Raw genomic sequence first — 21,736 nt, 5'->3', positions numbered from 1 at the left:
CGCCCGCGTGAACACGTGCTCGACCCTGACGTAGTCGACGGTTCCGATGGGCAGTCTGGTCTGGATGTCGTAGATCGTGTATCGGCCCCAGCCCGTGGCACACGCGTCCCGACGCTCGAACCACCACTGGCCGTTCATGTGCGCGGGGTCTTCGCACCGGTCCGGGAGGGACAGTCCGGTGGCGAGCCCCGGGCCGGGGACGTTTCGCAGGGTGGGCACGATGCGCTTGGCCGCGTCCTTGGCCCGGGCGTCGGGGGTGATCCCGTTCTCGACACAGCCCACCGTGGCGGCGCCTGCGGCCCTGGCCTTGGCCACTTCTGCATCCGGGTTCGCGCAGCTGTCGTCGGGCGCGGTGGGGCTGACAACGGCCCCGGGTCCGCCCTCGGTATCGGAGGCGGCGTGGCCGGTGCCACGACGGGCCGGGACACGGGTCTACCGGATGGTGTCCGGTTCGGTGAACGACCGAGAGTTGATTCGCCAACTCCCGCAGATCCACAGGACGTTCGATCGGCCGACCATACTTGTCTGGGACAACCTGGGCAGTCGTCGCAGCCGCCGGATGCGGGCCTTCGCGGAGCGGGTCGACCGGCTGAGCCTGGTCTTCCTGCCTCCGTATTCCCCCGATCCCAACCCGGTCGAAGGCGGCTGGGCGCACCTGAGAAACGGCCGGCTGGCCAACCTCGGCGCCCGCACTCTCGACGAACCGGTCACCGTCGCCCGCCGAGGCCTGCGGGACATCCAACATCGCCCCGCCCTCCTCAGCGGCTTCCTTGCAGCAACCGACCTGACGTGGTGAAACCAATATCAACCCGATCCGCAAAGGTCAGGGACGGGACCTGAGTCCGTCGACGACGACGTCCAGCATGCGATTCAGCTGGGGGTGCTGCTCGGGTGCGCCGGCCACGGAGAGCAAACCGGCGAGGATGCCGCCCACCTCGACCGGGTCGATGTCGCTGCGCAGTTCTCCTGCTGTGGCGCCGGCTTCGAGCACCATCGCCAGGACCTGCTGGACCTCGTCGCAGACCGGTCCGGTGCCGAAGCGGCCGGAAGCGCTCATCGCGACCAGGGCCTCGCAGATGCCGCGTCGTTCACCGGCCCAGTCGGCGAATCGGAGCATCCACGCGTGGAGGGCCTGCGCGGGCGGCTTGGTAGCGAGCAGGGTGCGCGCATCTTCGCGCAAGGGCCGGATCTGGTCCCGGTAGACCTCTTCGACCAGATCCTCTCGGGTGGGGAAGTGCCGGTACAGGGTGGCGTTCCCCACTCCCGCGCGTTTGGCGATCGCGTCCAGCGAGATCGCGCGTCCGGACGCGAAGGCTTCGGCGGCCGTGGCGATCAGCTGCTCGCGGTTGCGCTGCGCGTCGGCGCGCAGGGTGCTGCGTGGAGGTGTCATGACCTTCGCGATCGTGAGTGTCGGATGAGGCTCGGGAACGATTCGGGGATGTCCCCGTTTCAGTGTACGGTGAGACAAACGGGGAGCTCCCCGATTACGGGTGGTCTCACCCTCCCTTCAGCGACGAAAGGTTTGCCATGCCTACAGCTCTCATCACCGGGGGGACGACCGGGATCGGCAGAGCGACGGCCGTGCTGCTGCACGCCCGCGGCTACCAGGTCGCGGTCACCGGACAGAATCCCAAGTCCCTCGCGCGGGCGCAGTCCGAGCTCCCCGGCGACGTGCTCGTCGTCCGATCCGACGGGCGCGTGCTCTTCGACACCGACGCCGCCGGCTACATCACCGGCCAGGACATCACCGTGGCCGGCGGCTACGAGCTTGGGGCCTGAGACCCGGGCGAGTCGACCCCCGATCCGCACCTCTCGAACGCCACGAACCGCACCTCACAGGAGAACACGATGGCACTCACTCTCGACACTTATCGGCTGCTGGGCCGTTCCGGACTTCGGGTCTCACCGCTGGCGCTGGGCACGGCGACCTTCGGCACCGAGTGGGGCTGGGGCGCCGAGCGCGACGAGGCGCGCAAGCTCTTCGACCGCTACACCGAGCTCGGCGGCAACTTCTTCGACACCGCCAGCACCTACACCAACGGCAGCTCCGAGCGACTGCTCGGCGAATTCGCCCGCACCAACCGCGACAAAATGGTGCTGGCGACGAAGTACTCGACGCTGCGTCAGCCCGGTGACCCCAATTCCGGGGGTACCCACCGCAAGAGCATGCTGGCGTCGGTGGAAGCCAGTCTGCGGCAGCTGAACACCGACTACATCGATCTGCTCTACGTGAACGTATGGGACTTCAGGACGCCGGTGGAGGAGATCCTGCGGGGCCTGGACGACCTGGTGAGGCAGGGCAAGGTGCTGTACGTGGCGATCTCCAGCGCCCCGGCCTGGCAGGTGTCGCGCATGCAGGCGATCGCCGACCTGCGCGGCTGGTCGCCACTGGTCGCACTGGAGACCGAGTACAGCCTGATCCGGCGCACCACAGAGCGTGACCTGATCCCGATGGCACGCGAGATGGGACTCGGCGTGGTCCCCTTCTCCCCGTTGGGCGGCGGAGTGCTCACCGGCAAGTACAGCCGGGAGGACCAGAACCAGGCGGGCTCCGTTGTCGGCGAAACCGCCGGCAACCGCAAGAGCCTCAACGTCGCCCTGGGATGGGTCACCGACCGCAACCTTGCCATTGCCGATGCGGTGAAGGAGGTGGCCTCGGAGCTGGGCCACACACCCGCCCAGGTCGCACTGGCCTGGACCCTGAACGCCCCGGGCGTGACGGCCCCCATCATCGGCGCCCGCACCGTCGCGCAGCTGGAGGACAACCTGGGTGCCCTGCAGGTCGACCTCACTCCTTCCCAGCTGGCCCGCCTCGACGAGGTCAGCGCCATCGACCTCGGCAATCCGCACGACCTGCTCGCCAGCGATCACATCCGCACGGTCACCACAGGCGACATGAAGATCGAAACCCTCGGCTGATTCCGTTCATGAACGGCGACATCCAGATGTATCGACACGTTTTTGGTGATGGAACGGAGCAATCTCGGTATGGGTAAGTACAGCGACAAGAATGTGGTGATCACGGGTGGCAGCAGCGGCATGGGGCTCGCCCTGGCGGAGCTGCTGGTGCAAGGCGGAGCCCGCGTGGTGATCACCGGCCGTTCTCAGGCCAAGCTCGACGCGGCACGCGAGCGGCTCGGCGAGAATGCCGTGGCGGTCCGGGCGGATGTGGCCTCACTGTCCGACCTGGATATGCTCGCCGGCCGTGTAAAGAGCGAGCTCGGCTCGATCGAGGCTTTGTTCGTCAACGCCGGCATCTCACCCCTCACGCCCCTCGAGTCGACGACCGAGGACGTGTACGACGAGCTGTTCGCGATCAACGTCAAGGGCGCCTTCTTCAGCGTGCAGAAGCTCGCTCCGCTGCTGAGCGCGAACGCCGGTATCGTCCTCACCACCTCGATCGCGAACGTCATCGGCATGGCGGACACCAGCGTCTATGCGGCCGGCAAGGCGGCGCTGCGCTCGATGGCCCGCTCCTTCTCCCGCGAGCTGCTTCCGCGGGGAATCCGTGTCAATGCGATCAGCCCGGGTCCCATCGACTCGGGGATTCTGGAAACGATGAACTTGTCCGAAGAGGCCGCTGACCAGTTCAGGGCGGAGCGGACCGCGAGCAACCCCATGAAGCGCTACGGCACCGTCGAAGAGTTCGCCAAGGCGGCCGCATTCCTCGCCTTCGATGCCACGTACACCACCGGCATCGAGCTGGCCGTGGATGGTGGCGAAACCCAGCTCTGAGCTGTCTGCCGTCCCGCCACGGACCGTAAGGCCCTCTACCACGGCGGTTTCAGGGGGCGCTGCAATACGTGGTGGTGTCGATCAGGCCGCGAGCAGTTTGTGCAGGCGCTCGGCTGGGGTTCCCCAGCCGAGCGTTTTGCGTGGGCGGCCATCGAGTTCGGCGGCGACGGCGACAAGATGCTCGCACCAGGAGGTTGTCGCGGCCCACGAAAGCACGCCCACTGAACCATCCCCCGTGAAGTGACACCTGTTTGTGTCGTTATGCGGCGAGGGTGCTGGTGACCCGATCCTCGGCGAGGGCCGCAGCCCGATCGCTCATCCAGCGGTGCAGGGCTCTCACGTTCCCGCCCAGGTCCGCCAGGCACGACCAGAGCGCCTCGTCCAGCGTGAACCGGTCACGTCCCGGCGGGTCCACCCGGCCCGAGGCGCGCCGCCGCCAACCACCGCCACACCGTGCGCTCCGACACCCCCACCGCGTCCGCGGCGACCGCCACGTGCGCGCGGGTGACACCACCCGCTTCCGCCAAGGCCGGCAGACGCCGCACCGCCAACGGCCGCATCACCGCAGCCGTACCCGAGGAACCCTCAGCAGGATGTACCGAACCCGAAGAACGACTCCTCGCCATGACAGCCGGCACACCCGCACCACAGGAGCCCTGACACAGGAATGAGCAACCCCCGTGACACAACAACCCGCTTGTGTCAGGCACCCGACGTCAGTCGATGGTCACCCCCGTGACAGTCGAACGATCACGCTCATTCACACCCCGACCGGCACAAACACCCCCACGACAACCCGTGGCCTACTGACGACCAACCACCGCCAGCACAACGCACACTCACAAGGATCGGCGGACGTGGTCCAGCCGGGCGCTGCCCCGCCGCCCCGGTGCGCCTGCGGATCGTTGCCGGCGCTCGGGCGCGAGGTGTGCAGCGCGACCAGTTCGATGCGGTAGCCGGCTCGTCCGGCCAGGGTGATCTCGTGCGCGAAGGCGGTGGCACTGCCCGGTGAGATCTCGACAACCATGTCGCCGCGGCCGACGCGGACGTGGGCGGCCTCGGCCTGTTCGCGCCAGGCATGGTAGTCGACGCGGACGCGTTCGCCGGCGGTGCGCGGTGAGTCCTGGAAGAGTTGGAAGTAAGTTGGGATGGGATGCCTTGAAGTCCTCGGCGACGATCCGGGTGGGCCGGCGGTAACGCAGGGCGCGTTGGACCAGGCGGGCCGCGCGGGTCCTGCCGGCACCGGCGGGGTAATTTCGGAGGGGGTTCGCGCGAGCGCGATCCGTGCGCCGAGGCTCGTGTTCAACGGATCGACGTCGATGGACCGTCTCGGGTGTGTCTCGATTCAACGTCGTGGTCGTCCCAGGCCGAGGCTTCCGATCGCCGCAACCGTGTGTTCTTTCGCCGCGCAGATCCACTGGGCGCGGCCGTCGACGATCCGGGCATGGAGCCCGAAGCCGTGGCTCGGGCACAGTGGCCACACCAAGTGGCGTTGCGTGGCGAGTAGTTCCTGCATGGCGTCGGCGGTCTCGCACAGGGACTCGACGGCATCGAGGTTCACCAGAGCGGTGCTCCCCAACAGGACGTGTGGGACGCCGACACGTTCGTCCTCGAGCCCCGGATCGGTGGGGCCCCCGGTGCGGCCGAGGTCTTTCAGGACGAGTACGAGGGAACGCGCGGCGGCTGCTCGTCTGTGGCCTTCCAGCACCTCCCGGGTCCGGGCCGCGGAGATGGCCCCGTGGGCCCGATGGATGGCACGAAGCCAGTCGTGGTCACCCGGTTCGGTGTCGTAGAAGTCGACGTCCATGCAAGGGCCTTCCGTCAACTGGTCGAGCCATGCCGCGAAGAGCGCCTCGTCGTCGGGGGGCTCCTCGGCGTTCAAATTCTCTCCTATGGCATTTTCTTTCGATGGGGCAACCGTCCTGGCCCCGGGGATGACTCCCCGGACCCAGGACGATGACGACTCGGCCGATCATGTTTTCGCCGCGGGCTTGGTCGCGTGCGCGATGCCCGCACGGCTACTTCCAGTAATAACCCACCGTGAAACCGTAGACGCGGCCTCCCAGGTAGAACCTTCCGTGGGCCTCGAAGACGAGGTTGCTCCAGGGCTGCAGATGGCAGTTCCCCCTGCTTCTCCAACCGCAGCCGTATCGGCCTCGGCCGTGCTTGGCAGCGCCATCCTCGGTGTACCAGAACGCGTGGTACGTGTAGCCGGTGAACTCCTGATGACTGTAGAAACCTTTACCGATGGAAACGCCATAACTGGACAGGGACCAGGGGAAGGTATCGAGGAGAGCGCCCCGCAGACTCGGTTCGTGATTCTGAAGTACCAGTCCACGGAGCGCCATTGACGGTCGTCACAGACTTTGCGAAGGCCGACGCCGTAGTTCGAGTAGCAGGCGTCCCGGTGGTGCGCGCTCCACTTGCCGGTGAGGTCGATCTGGTTGATCGGGTCCTGATCGGCGTAGTCGTACGCGGTCGCGGACCCGCCGGGCACCGGGTCCGTCGACAGGAACCGGCCGGCTGCGGGGTCGTACATGCGTACACCCATGAGAAGGTCGTGCAAGGGCGTCTCGGACGATCGCTGGTTGGCGCCCAGCCAACCGTAGCGGGCGGTCGGGTCGCCATCGAGTACGGTTCCGAATTCGTCGAAGTCCCGTACGACGGGCGACTGGGGCGCGCTCAGTGGCAGGGAGACCACGACGTCGCCGTGGAGATTCGCGAGTTGCAGGACGGCTCCGCCGGTCTTCTCCGTGGTGGCCGCGAGTTCGCTCAGCGGGGACAACACGTTGCGTGTGATCCTGCCGGCGGAGTCCTCTTCGGTCCATCGCGGATTGTCCGAGTCGCTGCCGTAGTGGTTCAGTCGCGTGCCGTCGGCGTCCAGGTGCCGGAGCCTGCGGTCTCCGTCACCGAGCCCCGCAGTCGCTGTGCGGCGTCCAGCGTCCACGTCTGCCGCACGCACCCGGTGCTCTGCCGGCGAACGAGGTCGTTGGCGAAGTAGTCGTTGACGACCCCACCGGGCTGGTCGACGGTGCGCCCGCGCGTGCCGCTCGGGGTCGCCGGCGTGCCGAACGTGCAGCGCCAAGGCCAGGTTGAGCCGATGGTCGGCCCGGCCCGGGGCTTGGGCGGAGATCGCCGCGGCAGCCTGTTCGGCCAGTCGGATCGCCTCGTCCAGGTCGGCGGTGATCGAGCGCAACCGGTATGCGTCGACCGTCGATCCGAGCGGGTCGGCCGTTCGCACGATCAGCTCGTAGCGAGTGCGCAACGCCCAGGGCCAGGTTGTTCTGACACAGGTCGAACAGGGGTTGGTTCGGCCCGGTGAGCGCCAAGGCGGCCCGCGCACCCTCGCCTCGGCCCAGAACCGGCTGGAACAGCGGTCGCCCGTCGGCACGGCACACGGCCTCCGGCACCGGCGTCGGATCCCCTCCTGTCGGGTCCGCCACGTGCGACGCGGCCGGCGCCACCCGGGCGTAGTTCACGGCCGGGGACGCCGCGCCGAGGCGATCCAGCTTCCGGACGGCTTCACGACCCATACTCCCGAAGGCGTAGTTGACCGCGACCCTGTTCGCCGCCCCCGGTACCCGATGGACGTAGCCGAGGAAGTATCCGAGCCCGCGAATATACGCCTGGACCGATCTGTTGGTGGACCCGGCGGCATCCAGTGCCCGGCCCCTTCTCCCAGCGATCGAGCGCACGCACCACCAAGTACTGGGGATCGGGTCTCGTGCCCATCCCGGCCTCCCGCTCTGCCGAACGTTCTCGCCACGCCACACCTCAAGTGCATTGCTACGGCGTCGCGTTCGGTGGCGCAGGAGGTCCGCCGAATCTGCCCCGGACGGGTTCGACCCGGCGCGCAGCACGGCGCGCCCGCGCCGGCGCCGCCGGGTTCGTACTCAGTGGTACTCGGCGGTACTCACAGGCCCGGCCGTACCTCGACCTTCGCGCCGGTCGGCACGGCCGTCGGCCCGGCAGGGTGACCGTGGGCAACGTGCCGTCCACGCGGAGCTTCGCGCGCCTCATCGGGGGTGTGACGAGCCGGTCCGGCTCGGTGGTGGCGGGGTCGGAGAGTTGGATCTCGTGGATCGGCCCTTGCCGAGGGTGGCCGCGCTCGGCGCACCAGGCCAACGTGGCGTGGGCGGTCTATCTGATCGTCGCTTCCCTCGGCGGCGCGGACAAGCACCCGCTGTGGTACCTCAACCTCGAGGCGAACCCGCAGGTGCGACTGCGGGTGGCAACGGAGCGGTTCACCGCGACGGCACAGACCCTGTCGAGCAGGGCCCGAACCCTGTTCTCCTCCAACCCTTTTCGAGGTCGGCCGCCGCCCCCAACCGGCGCCTCGTCGGCAAACGCCGACAATCGGTCACCCTCGAGGACGCTCCCCCCACGGTCCGACGGCGACAACCCAAGACCCGGTGGCCATGACGTGAACGGCAACCGACACCGGTCCAGCGTGAAGGTCGCTCGTCGACACAGACCACCCATGGGTCGGATGGCATCAAGGCCGAGCACATCACTCCGCACCTCACCAGGAGCCTTGCCGATATCCACTCGGCGCCCGTCCGTTCCCGCACTGCGTTGCCGACCTGTCGCGACTGACCCGACGCGTGCGGGCGTCGGCGGGAGTGTGCCCGACGACGGCGCCGGCGCTCGGACTGCGAGCAGCTTCGAGCCCGGTGGTCCACGGCGTACGCCCGAGACCGTCGGGTCCGGGTACGACCACATCGGGGCGGACGGTGCATGCCGCCCCATTCGAGTACAGGGGCTACTCGCGCGTGCCCACGAAGCCAATCGCGCGCCCTCGTGTCGTTCGCCGGGTGGAGGCGACCGCAACCACCACCGCGACGAGGGCGCACAGCATTGCGGTCTGCCCGATTTCGCGCCAGGGGCGGTGAGTTGCGCGTTGTCTACGATGCGGTCGAGCGACAACCACTGGGCGGCGATCACCGCTGCCCCAGCCCCGGCTGACGGCAGTACGCCGATCAACACCGCGATCAACGACTCGGCGCCCACGACGCACAGCATCCGCGCCCGGGTCGCCCCGAGCAGTTCGCCACCCGGTCCCAGTCGCCGTCTGCCGGCGTCCGGTTCGCCACCAAATCCTCTGGCGCCCACTCTTGTCGCACGCGTGCCCCTTTGGCCTCGATCACCCGATCGAGACCAACGACGGGGCCCAGGGCGCGGAGTCGGGGCGCGCTCGGCTACTCGCGACCTACTTTGCGGCTGGTGTCCGAGCTGGGACACCAGGGCCGTGACAGTGAGGGCCGCTTGGTGCTGGAGCGTGTCATCCTGCTTCGCGACACCCCGTGCTCAACCGACCCGCGCTGCCACACGCTCCTTCCCCGGAGCGGGATACACGTCACGGCACCCTCACTGGTCCAGCGAACCCGTTCGGGCGAACGCCACGCAGAGATGACAAAGTATGTGATTCCTCCGAATAACGTCGACTCGGCGGTTTCGCGATTCGGCAAGCCGGGCGCCACCGAGTGGTCCCCCGGCACTGCCGGCGTCACGTATCCGCCGGTCCTCAACCGACGTACAGGAGGAGACATGAAAGCGTCCATGCGTGCGCAGGCCATGCCCGTGGCGGTGGTGTTGCTGACCATCTTGGGCGGGGCTTCCGCACCGGCCCACGCCGCCGACTCCGCGCTGAAGTGTTCGGCGAAAACGATCTGCCTGTGGTACCAGGAGTACGGCGAGGGCGATCTGTACCAGTGGAAGGGCGGCTACGTCGACCTGCCGGCGAAGTTTCGCGACCATGTGTGGTCCTTCCGGGCCAACCGATCCGGTGCCTTCATCGACTGGAGCGGCGGGAAGAAGACCTGTCGTTCGGTGAGTCCGGGCGACGAATGGAACGTCTACAGAGAGGACTTCGGATCACGAATCGACGCGGTGGCGGACAAGTGCTGACGGGCTGAGCCGAACGACGCGTCCCGCGCCGCCCAGGACGACGGCGGTGGTCCTCAGGGCGACGGAGCCGACGCCGGTCCACAAGGTCAGCGCGTCGCCCTGTCCGCGTCGGCCCAGGTCCTGTGCGGGCAGGGCGAGACCTACCGAGAAGCGGAAGGCGTCGTCGTGGCCGCGGTGGTCGGGTACTCGGTCGGTGTGGTGACGCTTCCGATCGTGCCGGTCCTGGTGGGGGCCCTGGCGGCCTCGCGGTCCTTCGCCGGGGCGGAACGCCGACGGGTGGAGGCGGTCACCGGCCGGGAACTGCCGCCGCACGGCTACCGACGCTCGAAGGCCACCGGCTTCACGGCTGGTTGCACGCATCGCGCGACCCACATGGCGCGATCCGGCATCAGGCAAACCGTGGGCACCGCCCGGTCGAGGGACAGAGCGCCGCGAAGGAGCAGTTCGGCGAAGCGCTCGATGAAGGTGGGCCTGACGCCGCGGTTGAGCGACGCCGAGCTGGTCACCCTCGCCGTGATGCAGGCCCTGCTCGGGTTCACCTCCGAGGCCCGACGGCTCCGCCATGCGGGCTCCCACCTGCGGCAGCTGTTCCCGTATCTGTCGGGACAGTCGGGCTGGAACAAGCGCCTGCGACACGCGGGAGAACTCGTCCGACACGTCATCGGTGTCCTCGCGGCGGACACGACGTGGTGGAGCGACGACGTGGGACGGTCGACTCCACCCCAGCGGAGTGGGGTCGTTCCCGGGAGACCACGAAACGCTCGGACCCGGCCGGATGGGCCGAATACGGCTGCCGCGCACACCACTGGCGCTACTTCCGGGGACTGCGACCTCACCGGGTCTGCACGCTGCACGGCCTGCCCATGGCGTTCGCCCTCACCGGCGCCAAGGCCTACGAACGCACCACCCTGTTCGACCTGTTCCGCCGCCCACGACCCGGACCTGCTCGCCGCCCGACCGGGACAGGTCCTGATCGCCGACCGTCACCACTACGGCCGCGACTTCGAACGCGGACTCGCGGATCGGGGCGGGCGAGTGTCCAGGTCGCACCGGTGTATGTGAGTCCGAGATCGACAAGTCGGCGGAGGTTGAGTGCCGCGACTCGGGTGTGGAGCCAGGTGTCGTCCGCGATGACGCCGCGGTAGGGAACCTTGCGGTTGCCTCCGGCGACAAGCCAGGCGACGGCGCGTTCGACCGGTGGTCTCCCACGGCGCTACTCGGCCTCCCGTTCCGGATCGTCGGCGACTTGGCCTCGGGCGGGCGTCGAGGACGTCGTGACGGGGATGGACGGTCACCACGCGTCCGGTCCTCGATGTCGTGCAGCGTGCGCGGAGGGGGCAGTCGCGACAGAGGTTCTTGAACTGTTGAAGAACTTCCGGCATCGGCAGATGGCGGCCCGCCCGTACGAGAATCCGCCCGGTGCAACAGCCGTTGTCGCTCGGTCGTGTGGGGAGTCGGACCGATGCTCAGGCTGACTGTGCGGGGTTTCCTCGCGCAGCGATTGCGGCTGTTGACGTCCGTGCGCGCGGTCGCACTGCCCGTGGCGTTCGTCGCGGCGACCCTGATCCTGACCGACACGATCGGCGCGGCCGATGCCGCCGAGGTGCGCTCGACGGCCGCCGACGCCACGGTGTCGCCCGTCGCCGCCGACGACGGCGGTCCCCTGCGTGTGCCGACCCTGCCGCTCGCGCTCGTCGACCGCGCCCGGCGAGTCGCCGGCGCCGCGGACGCGCACCCGACGGTCAGCGTTCACGACGCCGTCGTCGTGGACCGGGCGGGGCATCGGCTCAGCGACCGCTTCACGGTCGCGGATTATGGGAAGTCCGCGGCGGTCTCCGTGGTCGCGGTTCGCGCGCCGGCCGGTCCCCGCGACGTGGTCCTGGACCGGGCCTCCGTCGAGGCCGCCGGCGTGCGGCTCGGTGATCCGGTGCGGGTGGCTGCCGCCCCGGCACGATCTCGGTGACCGAGGTCGGCTTGGTCGCGCCGCCGGTCGACGACGGGCAGCCCGGCGTTCCTCATCCCGTCCATCACCGCCAACGCCAAGACGTTGCGCAGCACTTCCCCGCGAGAAACTGCTGTCCTCCCGTGCACCACCAAACACGCGCCACGCGCGCCTACCCCTTCGCGTGCGGCCCGGAGCGTAACCCCAACCGCACGGCGGACATCGACTTCGCCACCGACGGTGCTGCACACCAGCTCCGCCGGTCCCACGCGAAGCACCGGCGAAGAAGGCGAATGGCCCGGCCGATCGGGTCGGGTACGAGGCCGGCGACCTGTCGAGTGCCTCGAATGCCGCCTCAACCGGGCCGGCCTCCGCAACAATCTCTGTCAGCTAGCCACTGGTACCAGGATGTAGCTATGCTCGTGGGCATGGGTAAGCAGACGAACATCCGGCTCGACGAGGCCGTCAAGGCCGCCGCCGAGGAGCGGGCCAAGCGCCGTGGGCTGAGCCTGCAGGGCTACGTGGCCGATCTGATCGAGCAGGACGTGAACGAGTCGCGCGCCGCGTTCATGGCCGGCGCCGCGACGTTCCTGGCGGCGTACGCCGACCGGTTCGAGGCGGAGGTCGGCGAGGACCGCTATCCGGGTCTCGCGGCGGAGTCGGCGCGGACCGCGCCGCGGGACGCCGCGTGAACCTGCGGATCGACCTCGCGTGGATCCTGGCCGTGGCCCAACAGATCCCCGGAGACCCCCAGGTCGTCGACTACGGCGTGCCGATCGCGGCCGAGGCACGACACCGCGCGGAGATCCTCGACCACGAGGTCTACCCCGAGCCCCACCACAAAGCCGCCGCGCTGCTGTGCGAGCTCGCCCGGAACCCCAGCCTCGAGACAAGGAACCTGCTGTTCGCAGCCACCGTCACCGCGGCCTACCTCGCCGTGTGCGGCCTCCCGGTGAGCCCCGGCCTCGACACCGTCCTTCCCCTCGCCCACGCGGCACGCGAAGGCCTCCCGGTGCGAGAAGTCGCCACCCAGCTCAAAACCTGGACGAATTGATCCACGCCACCCTCCGACGCTCACCCGCCCGGGCGAAGACCGCCACCAAGCCGGATGACGACATGCGGATGTCCGGGAGAGGTTCGAATTCGGGATCAGGCCAGGGGCAGTGTCGGCCCGGGTGGTCGGGGCAGCGCGATGCGAACGAGACGCCGACATCGAACTCACCGCGGCCGCCGAGCCCTACAGGCTCGGTGCCTGTCTGCGCTGGGCCTGGACCGGCGCGGCCGGGGCCGACGGCGACACCCCGGCCCACATCCTCACCAACCACCGACGCGTCCCTTTGGCCGACCCACATCCCTGGTAGGACCCCGACCTCGAACGCCGCCTCCAAAACACGATGCGCCTCCATTCCTGCGTACGCGCCCTCGGCTGCGTCGACGTCACGCCCGGCGCCGACCTGCACGACCGCCCGTAGCGGCTCGAGTGACGGGCAGCCCCGAGTTGTTGCCGCACCATGGAATGTCAACGCGTGTCGCGCCGACTTCGCAACCCGCCTCGCCCAGGAACGACGACGCAAGGCAAGCACCACACCGGACGGTGACCGCCGAGAAACCCTTCAGCGCGCCGCCGGCCAGTACGAGCAGTTGGCGTTCGACGACGCTCTCGAACTGCGTGCCTACCGCCTCGCGACACGCTCGAAGCCTGCGCCAAGGGTAAGTTCCCCTGCCTGCCTACGAGACCCGACGTCGATACAGCACCGGCCAGGCGCTGACCTGCCATCTGACCGTCGCCGAGTGGCTCCACACGTGGCTCGCCGGATGCAAGGAAATCAGTGATTCCCTACGGTTCGCGTGAACACATGCGTCCCCCGGCGAGTCGCGGGACGCATGTCGACCAGGAGTTGCCGGTAACTGCGCTAGAGGAAGCGCAGGCGTTCAGTGTCCAGGTTCGGCCCGGGTCGGCCAGTTGTCGGCCTGCACGGCGGCGTCCAGGGTCGGGTAGGAGCCTTGGTCGGGTTTGCGCAGGAGGTCGGCGGGCGGCCGGTACACGTGGTCGCCCAGGCGCCGGGCGATGACCGTGTCCAGGGCGGCGGGGCCGCGGTGGACGGCTTGGGCGAAGCCGTTCTTCAGCTCGATCTTGACCACGATCGGTTCGTGGCCGGGGTGGGCGTCGAGCCAGATCCGCAGGCCGTCCAGACAGGTGCCGAGGTCGCGGTCGTCGGCGCCGGTGCGCAGGTCGGCGGTGGTTCGGGCGGCGACGCAGTTGTCGTCGTTGCCGGCCATCCGCCGGTGGCTGACCGTCCACGCGCCCGCCGCGGGATGCGACCAGGTGTCGAGTTCGATCAGCGAGCCCCCGGCGTCCACCGCCCGCGTCAGGTAGGGGTACGCGGGCTGGTCGTGGGTGTTGTGCGTGCCGACCGCCGTGACGGCCGCCAGACGCGCGTCCGACGCGGCCATGTGCTCGACGGCACCGGCGCCGACGCCGGGAAGGAACGCGGGGGCCGGCGCGGCCGCCACCACGGCCACAGGTCGGCGAACCCATCCACGCACGGCTCACGGTCCACCTCCCCTCCGGGAATCGCTCTCCACGCTACGCCGCCGGTACCGGGAAAACGGCTGGGGCTGCCCCGGGGCAGTAGGCGGTGAGGTGTCTCCGGGAGTCGCCTTGCCTTCGTCGGGCGTCAGCTTCCGTAAGAGCGCACCAGTCGGGCCGGTTGCCGGCCCGCCGCGTGCAGGGGTTCCTCGCTGCGGTTGACCTGGGCCGTGACTTCGGCGCCTTCCAGGGCGCTGACGCCCGTGGTGGCCAGTTCCCGGGCGTCCCGGACGCCGAGGCCGGCGCGCGGCAGTTTGTCGAGGGCCGTCCGCTCCCAGCCTCGCGGCGCGCCGGCGCGCGCCTGCCGGATCTCCGAGGCGGTGAACGAGAATCTCGACAAGGCGCGCAGCCGGTCGGAGACCTCCGCGTGCTGCCGATCCTGCAGGACCACACCCGCCCGGTGATCACACTCGGCGACGGGTCCCGCCTGGGGGTCCCGGACCTGGTCGCAGGGAACTTCGGCGCCGATCGGGTCGCTCGGGCCGGCGGTGGGCGATCTTGCCCGCGCGGACGTCATGGTGCCGACGCCGTAAGCGGGGACTTGCCCTTGTCGAACTGCCCGAAGATGCGCGGGGCCGCGTCCGGGACGTCGTCACCGGTGCGCCCGGTCGGATGCAACCGGCTGCCGTACGCGGCCGGCGGCCTTTACTGCGCGTGGCTTTCACGGGCGCCGGCGTTCCCGGGATCGAAGGACCGCCGCCAAGGGCAATTGCCGATCCTTGGCCGCTTTCGCGGAGGCCTTTGCCTCGACACGTTCCGAACGCGGGTGGATCGGTCCCGCCCGCTTTGCCGGCTTCCATCCCCTATCGCAAAACACACCGTGGGAGCAGTCCGGCGCGACAGGGCGCCAACACACCCCTAGCGTCTCTTATGTCCGCACTCCTCCTATTTTGGAGAATCAGACCGTGAAGAAGATTTTCGCCCGAAGCGCCGCCGTGGCCTTCCTTTCCGCCGCTGTTATCGTCCCGTTGGGCGGCGTCGCCCAAGCCGGCACGGAACACAAGTCGTCCGACCGCGACAAGCGCTCCTCCGCGGACTGCCACAAGCACTCGCAGCACGACAAAGGCCGCGAGAACGGGCACGACAAGCGCCAGGACAAGCAGGACGACACGTACGACATCGCCAAGCTCCTGAAGGCGTTCTCCTACGGGAACTACGGAACCTACGGCAACTCTTACGGCAAGAGCGGAAACTACGGTCTGACAGGATCGTTCCTGTAGGTCACAGCCCCGCAGTAGCGGCATCCGCGTGACCAAGGAAAGTCCCACCGGCGCGCCCGGCCTCGTTCCACGAGGCCGGGCGTCGCCACGTCTGCCGAACCACGAAGTCGACGTTCTCGGGTCGTCCGCCGTGGTGCTTGGCAGGAATGGAATGCCGAGGTTGACGGTGCTGGGCCGAGGGATGCGTTCGTCGACCTGGGCGAGCTTCCGACGGCTCCGGTCGGCAATTCGATCACGGGGCTCAGGAACTCGAGCAGGGGTGCGTCGACGGCCAACTCGTCCCGGAGGTCGTATCAGATCGTCGAGTCCGCGGACGGTGCGGTGTTCGAAGGGTCGGCCGTCCCATCACAGTTCGTGCCGGGTCTGCCCATGCGCGGGCGTCGCCACGCGGACCGGCGAACCTCGGTGCCGACCGTTTCCCGGCTTAGAGCGGAAGCGCCGCACGACTCACCGGCGGGTGCCGCCCACGGGCGCGATGTCGCAGAGACGGCCGCACGCCGGCCACGACATTCCCCCGCGGTATCGGGCGCCGTCGGTGTTCGTCCCTGCGGACGGTGTCGAGGCGTTGCTCCTGTCGCAGGACCGAAACAGCCCCGGCGCTCCCGGAGCGGATGCGAGAGACAGCTCTTGTCCGTGCCCGAACTCGTCGCACGGACGAAACGGTGGCGGTCCGGTGTCCGCGGCTCGCCGGTCAGGGACGGCGTGACGCTCCACTGATCCGCGTGGGCGGGATGAACCCGTTCGGCTCAGTGGCCTGAGGGGAGCCGCCTCGTTGGACCGGTGACGGGGGTCGACGTAGGCGGACGGGCACTTGGGTGGGCGAGGTCGGGTGGTGAGGTGGGCGGGGTCGGGGCGGGTGGCGTGGGGCCGGTGATGACGTGGGTCGGCGGCGGCGCGGTGGCGGTGCGGGAGGTGGTCGTTCCCGGGCCTGGGACGGTATATCGCGGCCCCAGCTCACGCCACCGCCCACACGCCAACCACCACCTTCGGAATCACATCTGCGGCTGCACCGGCGTCTGACCCGCTTCGCTACGCCGTTTCCGATCGAGTGCCCCTTCACGTCTTCGTCCGGCAATCGGTTGCGTCACTCGCCGATGTCGACGACTCGCACAACTCCGCCGCGCCCCGTGGTTCATGGTTCAGCCGCGCAGAACACCCTTGTCTCGCGCGACGGCCAGCCAGGTCGGGAACTCGTCGAGCAGCCGGTCGTAGAGCTCGTCGTCGGTCAAGGTGTCCACATCCGAGATTTCGAAGAAGTCGGTGTTGTCCACGATTCGGCCGGTGAGATCGTCGAGCCGGGCGAGCGCGCCGAATGAGGCTTGACCGCCGATGCCGACGAACTGCCAAAAGACCGGTCGGTCTGCCGCGTCGCGAATCAGCTTCTCGATGCCGTGGTTGAAGATGATGCCGCCGTCGGAGAAGAACAGGACGAGTAGTGGCGGTCCGTCCGGGCTCGGCACGTAGTGCGTCAACAACGCCTGGATCACGGCGGGTTCGTTGTTCTGGACGCCGATGTCGGCGCTGATTTCGGCGAGCGCGTCCCAGTCGCGGACTTGGGCGAGCCACGCGGGAAGGTCCGGGATCCGCACCGAGGGCAGCCGCCACGGCACGTCGGCGAACAGCCACGCGTCCAGAACCCCGTCCGTGCACATCCGGGCCGCGATCGGAGCCAACCGCTCGACCACCCGGGCCACCGTGCCGTTCTGGTACGTGTCGTGCATCGAGCCGGACTTGTCCAGTACCAGGACGACCTCGGCGCGCAACCCGGCCATGCCCTTCTCTTCCAGGCACACCGTGACGCGCTCCTTGCGCAGTGAGATGCGTTCGCGCATCTCCGGCGGCAGGGCCGCGAGATCGTCGATCGATACGTCCGCGCCTGGCGCGGGATCGGCGCCGATGTCGACGCCGTAGTCGGTCGCGAGGCCGGCCAGACCGGACGCGTACCCCTGCCCGACCGCGCGCAGTTTCCAGACGTCGCCGCGGCGATACACCTCCGCGAGTACCGACGCGGCCGTCGCGTCGCAATCACCCGTCGGGATCGTCGCGATCAATCCCGCCCCTCCGTCGACCCGCGCCTGCAGCCCGGGCACCGCATCGAACGTCGAGTCGTCCAGCGAGGCGACGACGACCACGCGCTCGACTGTCGAGGGCAACGCGGCGGGAACGATCCGCAGCGCGGCCACGCCGGACGTGGAGCCCCCGTGGACGACCGCCTCTCCCGCGCCGGACGGATTGTTGTAGAAGACGAAGTCCTCGTCGCCGCGCACCCGTCCGTCCGCGCCCAGGAACAGTGCACATACCTCCACCGTGGGACCTGCGGCGACGACTGGCCAGGTCAACACGATGTCTAGGGGCGTCTCGGGTATCGACATGTTCGCACCAGGCGCCAGATTCGTCATGACGGCATCCTGCCGGATCCCGCATCGTCTGACCCCTCGTTCCTCACGCGGTCCGTGCTCGGGGTCGTGCCACGGCTGATGAACGGGCGGCTTTCCGCTGCCCCGACCGCGTTGCCGGCCTTCCGAAACCTCCCCGAAAACCTCGACACGACGGGCCGGCGATTCGGGGAGGGCCGGGGCGTCGCAATTCAATCCGCGGGGAGAACATCTCCATCCGTGAGCCGCCTGCTCTTCCAGCGGGCGGACCAGCGGCGGCGGGCCCGGCCTGGATCCCGGCCGCGAACACCCGGCCCGCCACAACCGTGAGCCGCCACGTCGATCTCGCGTGGCCGCCCCCGCTCTCGCCGAACCCGGTGGCACACAGGAAATGGCGCAGGCGTCGATTCGGCATGGCCGTTCGACGCCACACCACCGATTGGGTCACGAACAGCGGGACAACCTGGACCCCGGCGCTCCATCAAGCCCGGTAGGAACAAGGACCAGCACACCTCGGTCGCCTCGGTGTACCGGGCACTCGCCGAAGCCGAACAGCCGAACGACGACGCCGTGCCGGTAGCGAGGACATCCCGCTGCGGCCCGTACGCGCCCGCATCCGGCGCTCCGATCAGTCCCCACCCCGGAGCGGATCGAACTCCGCGAACGCCTCGTCGCCCAGCGGCTCAACGACCCGGACCGGGCTCGCCACAAGCAGGCCTGTCCTGCTGTCTCCATCAGGAGGTCAGAATTCGAAGATCGCGCCGGTATGCGCGTGCAGCTTGCAGTTGTTGTCGTACTCCCGCTTGAAGCTGGTTGCCTTGCCCTTCCACCTGCCCTTGGCCTCCGCGATCACCGGGGCGTACTCCATGGTGCACACCCTGCCGGGCGCCTCCTGCGTGAACTGGCCCTTTCGGGCGCTCAGTTCCTGGCATGCTTTCGCCGGCGTGGGATGGCCACCACCCGGGGGGTCGCACGAGAGAGTGACCTCACGCTTGTCGGTGGTAGTCGATTCCGGGTGCTCCAAGGTCAGCGTCAGGTCGGTGATTGCCGGAGTCGCGCCCGGCGCGGTGGGTTCTGCCTCAGCGCCGTGCACGGTGCCGGCCGGGCCCGCGCTCAGTACGACGGTCACCAGCGTGGCAATGAGCTTCTTCATGCTCAAATCAACGACCCAGGCGGACCCAGGGCACCGGATCCCCGGCACCTCCTTGGCGCCGACCGAAGCAAAAGCGATCGGCGGTCCCCCGGATCAAAGCCCACCTCACCACGCGCCACTCGCTATGTGTGACATTCTCGATGCGCACAGTTCCGGTCGGTGAAAGGGAGACTTCGTGGCCACCATCGAAGAGCGCGTGAAGACGGTTGTGAGGAAACAACTCGGCCTCGGCGAAGAACAAGTGAGGGCTTCTTCGGACTTCTTCGCCGATCTCGGCGCGGACGAAAACGACGGGCACCAACTCGTCATCGACCTGGAGGAGGAGTTCGACCTCGAGATCCCCGCTGCCGAGGCCGAGAAGATCACCACTGTTCAGGACGCGATCGACTACGTCACCGCCTCCCGGAGGTAGCGCCTCTTCAGGCCTCGCCGGCCGCGCGCACCGGTGTCCCGCTCCCCGGAGACGGGGCACCGTGCCCGGTGGTTCGGTTCGGTCGACCGGGCGGTCCCGGACGGCCTCGACGTCCGTGGCGGACAATCCGGTTCGGGTCCCGTTCGATCCCAGTCCCGACCTGCTCCCACCCGCGGACACGGACGAACCTCGAACTCTCGCCCCCGCGAGAGTTCTCTCGGGCGCCCACCCGGATCCGACAACGACCTTCCGGCGCTGCGCGGGCCGTGTTCGGGGCGGGCGCCGGCTTTCGCTGACGCCACACGGGGCCCGCTCGACGGTCGGCTGGTCGATCCCGCGCAGTGCTCGAGGCGGGCGCGGACGCGACGGTATGAGGTGTTGTGTTGTTGTTTCAGTCGGGCAGTTCGTTCTGGCCGCGCTCGCGTCGAGGCGGGACGAGGACGCCGGTGCCGCGGTAGCCGCCGTCGCCGATCGTGCGTGCGGTGCCGACTGCGGATTCGGCGCCGGACAAGCCCCAGGCCTTGCAGTCGTTGCGGTTGCCGGTGACGGGCCGGCGTGCACGTTCGTGCTCGTCGGGGCCATGCACTGATCGGGTGAGGGAAGTCCCCCGGACACAGGGCCTGGTGCTGCGGCAGCCTGACGGCCCGTCACGTCGGCCGAAGAACGCTGGTCGGATACGTATTTTCTCGGGAAGGATTCGTTCCTCATGCGTTTTCGCATCCGCTTCGCCGCCGCCCTCGTTCCCCTCCTCGTGGTGGCCACCGCGTGCGGCGGGTCGGAGGACGAGAAAGACGACACGAAGGCATCTGGCGCCGGCAGCACCGCGGACGCGACCCCCGGCGCATCGGGTGGTGGATCCGCGAGCAGCGGTGACATCGCCGCAGGCACCAAGGGCTACAAGCTCGTCGTCCCGGAGTCGGTCGACGCCTACACGAAGTCGAGTTCGGGCACCACGCCCGACGAGAAGGAGGGCGAAGGCCTCGGAGTGAGCAACGCCCGGGCGGTGTCCGGCGTCTACAACGCGCCCGGCACCGATCCCGGCAGCCCGGGGAAGATCGGCGGCACGCGGCTGACCTTCGAGGGCTTCCACGGGGAGATCGCCGACCCCGCCAAGGCACTCGACCAGTACCTGGCCGACGTCGGCAACAAGGGCCTGAAGGGAACCGGGAAGCCACCGGGGATGGAGATACAGCCAGTCGCAAGTGCCAGGACCGTCGAGCCCGCCGGCTTCGAGGGCGCGCTGATGAAGTGCCAAGACATGCAGGTCACCCTCAACAAGGGCGAAGCAGCCCCGAAGGGCGTCGCAGATTTCCGGTTCCCGGTCTGCGCCTGGGCAGACTACTCCACCCTCGGCGGCGCCAACGTCGTCGTCTTGGCGGACATGACGATCGGCGGTAACGGCGTCTCCCAGGGCGAGGTCGCCGCGTTGACCGCCAAGCTCTACAACACGGCCCGCCAAAAAGCCTGACATACAGTGGGCGAACAGGTCGACCGAAGCATTCGGCCGGCCCCCGCTCCAGCGCCAGGGGCGCTTCCCCACACGGGTGAAGGTGCCAACCGGTCCGTGCCGAGTGCCGAACGGCCCGGCACACGGCGACGGCAGCCGCGCCCTCGCACAGCTGCCCCGAGGCCGCAACGCACACCCGGACCCACTTGACCCCCATGCGGCGACAGGCGGCGGCGGTGGTATTCCGCCGCCGGCGCCGGCCCTGCGCATCCTGGCCCACCGACCGGCGCTGTTTCATCCGATGGCCGTGAGGTGGGCGGAGGCGACGGTGTCGTCCCGGTAGCCGCCGCGGTGGCGGTCGTAGGTTCCGCCACAGGTGATCCGGCGGGGTTCGGGGCGGGGTGCGGCGCGGTAGACGCGGTCGTTGGGAAACGCGTTCTTGGGGTGGTTCTCGACTTTGTCGACGGTGAAGATCGCGGTGTGGCCGTCTTCGCGGTCCACGGCCACCTTCGGCCGGGGGTGAGCGCGGCGAGGTGGAGGGGGCGGCGGGGCCGGTGGGGGTGTCGACGTGGGCGGTGACGATCGCGGTGCCGGTCTCGCCCGGGTGGCGCCGGCGGCGTACCAGCCGGCGAGGTTGCGGTCCGTGGACGCGGGCGGGCGCAAGGCGCCTGCGGCGTCCAACTCCAGGGGGACGAAGGGGGCGTCGACCTGGAGGTCGGCGATGCGGATCCGGGTCGGCCGTTGGGTGCGCGCTCGGTGCACGCCTGTGACGAGCCGATCGACCCGGACACCGGGGCGCTGCTGTTGGGATGGGTGGCCGGGTGCGGGGGGCGCCGAGGACAGCCTGCTGGGGTGCGCAGTGCATTTGGGGGAGGTGCTGGTGGTGTGGGATCCGGGCAAGTGGCAGGGCATGGGTTCGCCCGGGACGACCGACGACACGGCGGCAGTGGCGCAG

General features: G+C 69.1%; 22 protein-coding genes and 4 pseudogenes. 14 read left to right on the top strand and 12 right to left on the bottom strand.

What is annotated here, in order from left to right; all coding sequences use genetic code 11:
- Positions 1 to 220: 220 nt before the first annotated feature.
- Complete coding sequence (locus GT354_RS23720; protein ID WP_237535384.1) at positions 221 to 796, top strand: transposase; 576 nt, start codon at positions 221 to 223, stop codon at positions 794 to 796.
- 27 nt (positions 797 to 823) lie between these two features.
- Here GT354_RS23720 and GT354_RS23715 read toward each other — a convergent pair whose 3' ends face one another.
- Positions 824 to 1,390, bottom strand: coding sequence for a TetR/AcrR family transcriptional regulator (locus GT354_RS23715; RefSeq protein WP_161358393.1), 567 nt, complete (start codon positions 1,388 to 1,390; stop codon positions 824 to 826).
- A 137-nt stretch (positions 1,391 to 1,527) separates the two neighbouring features.
- Between GT354_RS23715 and GT354_RS23710 the strand changes: the two genes are divergently transcribed.
- The 3 genes from GT354_RS23710 (at position 1,528) to GT354_RS23700 (ending at position 3,735) form a co-directional block, all read left to right on the top strand.
- Positions 1,528 to 1,779, top strand: coding sequence for an SDR family NAD(P)-dependent oxidoreductase (locus GT354_RS23710; protein WP_237535381.1), 252 nt, complete (start codon positions 1,528 to 1,530; stop codon positions 1,777 to 1,779).
- 69 nt (positions 1,780 to 1,848) lie between these two features.
- Entirely contained in the window at positions 1,849 to 2,919 is a 1,071-nt protein-coding gene (locus GT354_RS23705) for an aldo/keto reductase (protein WP_161358392.1), read from the top strand.
- A gap of 69 nt (positions 2,920 to 2,988) precedes the next feature.
- Entirely contained in the window at positions 2,989 to 3,735 is a 747-nt protein-coding gene (locus GT354_RS23700; RefSeq protein ID WP_161358411.1) for an SDR family oxidoreductase, read from the top strand.
- A 395-nt stretch (positions 3,736 to 4,130) separates the two neighbouring features.
- On the opposite strand, the gene GT354_RS23695 is transcribed toward GT354_RS23700, so the two are convergent.
- The 4 genes from GT354_RS23695 to GT354_RS56615 all read right to left on the bottom strand — a co-directional run bounded on the left by GT354_RS23695 (position 4,131) and on the right by GT354_RS56615 (position 6,976).
- Entirely contained in the window at positions 4,131 to 4,295 is a 165-nt protein-coding gene (locus GT354_RS23695) for a helix-turn-helix domain-containing protein (RefSeq protein WP_161358391.1), read from the bottom strand.
- A 200-nt stretch (positions 4,296 to 4,495) separates the two neighbouring features.
- Positions 4,496 to 5,041: a hypothetical protein gene (locus GT354_RS23690; protein ID WP_161358390.1), complete on the bottom strand. Its 546-nt coding sequence runs from the start codon at positions 5,039 to 5,041 to the stop codon at positions 4,496 to 4,498.
- 39 nt (positions 5,042 to 5,080) lie between these two features.
- Positions 5,081 to 5,617 carry a hypothetical protein gene (locus GT354_RS23685; RefSeq protein ID WP_161358389.1) on the bottom strand — a complete coding sequence of 179 codons (537 nt, stop codon included), beginning with the start codon at positions 5,615 to 5,617 and terminating at the stop codon, positions 5,081 to 5,083.
- A gap of 90 nt (positions 5,618 to 5,707) precedes the next feature.
- Positions 5,708 to 6,976 (bottom strand): RHS repeat-associated core domain-containing protein, encoded by a 1,269-nt coding sequence (locus tag GT354_RS56615; RefSeq protein WP_202512214.1) that lies wholly within the window; start codon positions 6,974 to 6,976, stop codon positions 5,708 to 5,710.
- A 900-nt stretch (positions 6,977 to 7,876) separates the two neighbouring features.
- Between GT354_RS56615 and GT354_RS23675 the strand changes: the two are divergent.
- A pseudogene (locus GT354_RS23675) lies at positions 7,877 to 8,008 on the top strand (nitroreductase/quinone reductase family protein); the annotation flags it as partial.
- A 1,274-nt stretch (positions 8,009 to 9,282) separates the two neighbouring features.
- Complete coding sequence (locus GT354_RS23670; protein WP_161358388.1) at positions 9,283 to 9,642, top strand: hypothetical protein; 360 nt, start codon at positions 9,283 to 9,285, stop codon at positions 9,640 to 9,642.
- Positions 9,643 to 9,956: 314 nt separating this feature from the next.
- Here the strand turns inward: GT354_RS23670 and GT354_RS54415 are convergent, their stop codons facing one another.
- Positions 9,957 to 10,148, bottom strand: a complete 192-nt coding sequence (locus GT354_RS54415; protein ID WP_237535387.1) for a hypothetical protein — start codon at positions 10,146 to 10,148, stop codon at positions 9,957 to 9,959.
- Here GT354_RS54415 and GT354_RS54410 point away from each other — a divergent pair.
- From GT354_RS54410 to GT354_RS23645, 5 genes and pseudogenes are all read left to right on the top strand, one after another.
- A pseudogene (locus GT354_RS54410) lies at positions 10,108 to 10,671 on the top strand (transposase); the annotation flags it as partial. The gene GT354_RS54415 and the pseudogene GT354_RS54410 overlap by 41 nt on opposite strands.
- 433 nt (positions 10,672 to 11,104) lie before the next feature.
- Positions 11,105 to 11,605, top strand: a complete 501-nt coding sequence (locus GT354_RS23660) for a hypothetical protein (protein WP_161358386.1) — start codon at positions 11,105 to 11,107, stop codon at positions 11,603 to 11,605.
- Between the two features lie 407 nt (positions 11,606 to 12,012).
- The gene (locus GT354_RS23655) at positions 12,013 to 12,276 is read left to right on the top strand and encodes a hypothetical protein (protein WP_202512213.1); all 264 of its coding nucleotides are present in this window, start codon (positions 12,013 to 12,015) and stop codon (positions 12,274 to 12,276) included.
- Positions 12,273 to 12,638 carry a hypothetical protein gene (locus GT354_RS23650; protein WP_161358385.1) on the top strand — a complete coding sequence of 122 codons (366 nt, stop codon included), beginning with the start codon at positions 12,273 to 12,275 and terminating at the stop codon, positions 12,636 to 12,638. The genes GT354_RS23655 and GT354_RS23650 overlap by 4 nt, the downstream gene beginning before the upstream one ends.
- 121 nt (positions 12,639 to 12,759) lie before the next feature.
- Positions 12,760 to 12,945 (top strand): hypothetical protein, encoded by a 186-nt coding sequence (locus tag GT354_RS23645; protein WP_161358384.1) that lies wholly within the window; start codon positions 12,760 to 12,762, stop codon positions 12,943 to 12,945.
- Positions 12,946 to 13,516: 571 nt separating this feature from the next.
- Here GT354_RS23645 and GT354_RS56610 read toward each other — a convergent pair.
- Positions 13,517 to 14,131, bottom strand: a complete 615-nt coding sequence (locus tag GT354_RS56610) for a Ca2+-dependent phosphoinositide-specific phospholipase C (protein ID WP_161358383.1) — start codon at positions 14,129 to 14,131, stop codon at positions 13,517 to 13,519.
- A 131-nt stretch (positions 14,132 to 14,262) separates the two neighbouring features.
- Positions 14,263 to 14,496: pseudogene (locus GT354_RS23635) on the bottom strand (TetR/AcrR family transcriptional regulator); the annotation flags it as partial.
- Positions 14,497 to 15,079: 583 nt separating this feature from the next.
- On the opposite strand from GT354_RS23635, the gene GT354_RS52720 reads away from it, so the two are divergent.
- Positions 15,080 to 15,394, top strand: a complete 315-nt coding sequence (locus GT354_RS52720; protein WP_202512212.1) for a hypothetical protein — start codon at positions 15,080 to 15,082, stop codon at positions 15,392 to 15,394.
- A gap of 1,139 nt (positions 15,395 to 16,533) precedes the next feature.
- Here the strand turns inward: GT354_RS52720 and GT354_RS23630 are convergent.
- Positions 16,534 to 17,793: a VWA domain-containing protein gene (locus GT354_RS23630; RefSeq protein ID WP_161358382.1), complete on the bottom strand. Its 1,260-nt coding sequence runs from the start codon at positions 17,791 to 17,793 to the stop codon at positions 16,534 to 16,536.
- Between the two features lie 718 nt (positions 17,794 to 18,511).
- Positions 18,512 to 18,922 carry an SSI family serine proteinase inhibitor gene (locus tag GT354_RS23625; protein WP_161358381.1) on the bottom strand — a complete coding sequence of 137 codons (411 nt, stop codon included), beginning with the start codon at positions 18,920 to 18,922 and terminating at the stop codon, positions 18,512 to 18,514.
- Between the two features lie 175 nt (positions 18,923 to 19,097).
- Here GT354_RS23625 and acpP point away from each other — a divergent pair, with 175 nt between their 5' ends.
- Positions 19,098 to 19,334, top strand: a complete 237-nt coding sequence (gene acpP / locus GT354_RS23620; protein WP_161358380.1) for an acyl carrier protein — start codon at positions 19,098 to 19,100, stop codon at positions 19,332 to 19,334.
- 341 nt (positions 19,335 to 19,675) lie between these two features.
- Here the strand turns inward: acpP and GT354_RS23615 are convergent.
- Positions 19,676 to 19,887 (bottom strand): annotated as a pseudogene (locus tag GT354_RS23615) (IS5/IS1182 family transposase); the annotation flags it as partial.
- Positions 19,888 to 20,040: 153 nt separating this feature from the next.
- Here GT354_RS23615 and GT354_RS23610 point away from each other — a divergent pair.
- A complete protein-coding gene (locus tag GT354_RS23610) occupies positions 20,041 to 20,802 on the top strand; it encodes a hypothetical protein (RefSeq protein WP_161358378.1) in 762 nt (253 codons plus the stop codon).
- A gap of 273 nt (positions 20,803 to 21,075) precedes the next feature.
- Here GT354_RS23610 and GT354_RS23605 read toward each other — a convergent pair whose 3' ends face one another.
- Entirely contained in the window at positions 21,076 to 21,543 is a 468-nt protein-coding gene (locus GT354_RS23605; protein WP_161358377.1) for a class F sortase, read from the bottom strand.
- Positions 21,544 to 21,736 lie beyond the last annotated feature (193 nt).

Origin of the sequence: Streptomyces sp. SID3343 (assembly GCF_009865215.1) — a bacterium.
Classification (GTDB): domain Bacteria; phylum Actinomycetota; class Actinomycetes; order Streptomycetales; family Streptomycetaceae; genus Embleya.
This window is presented reverse-complemented; position numbering and strand designations above follow the sequence as displayed.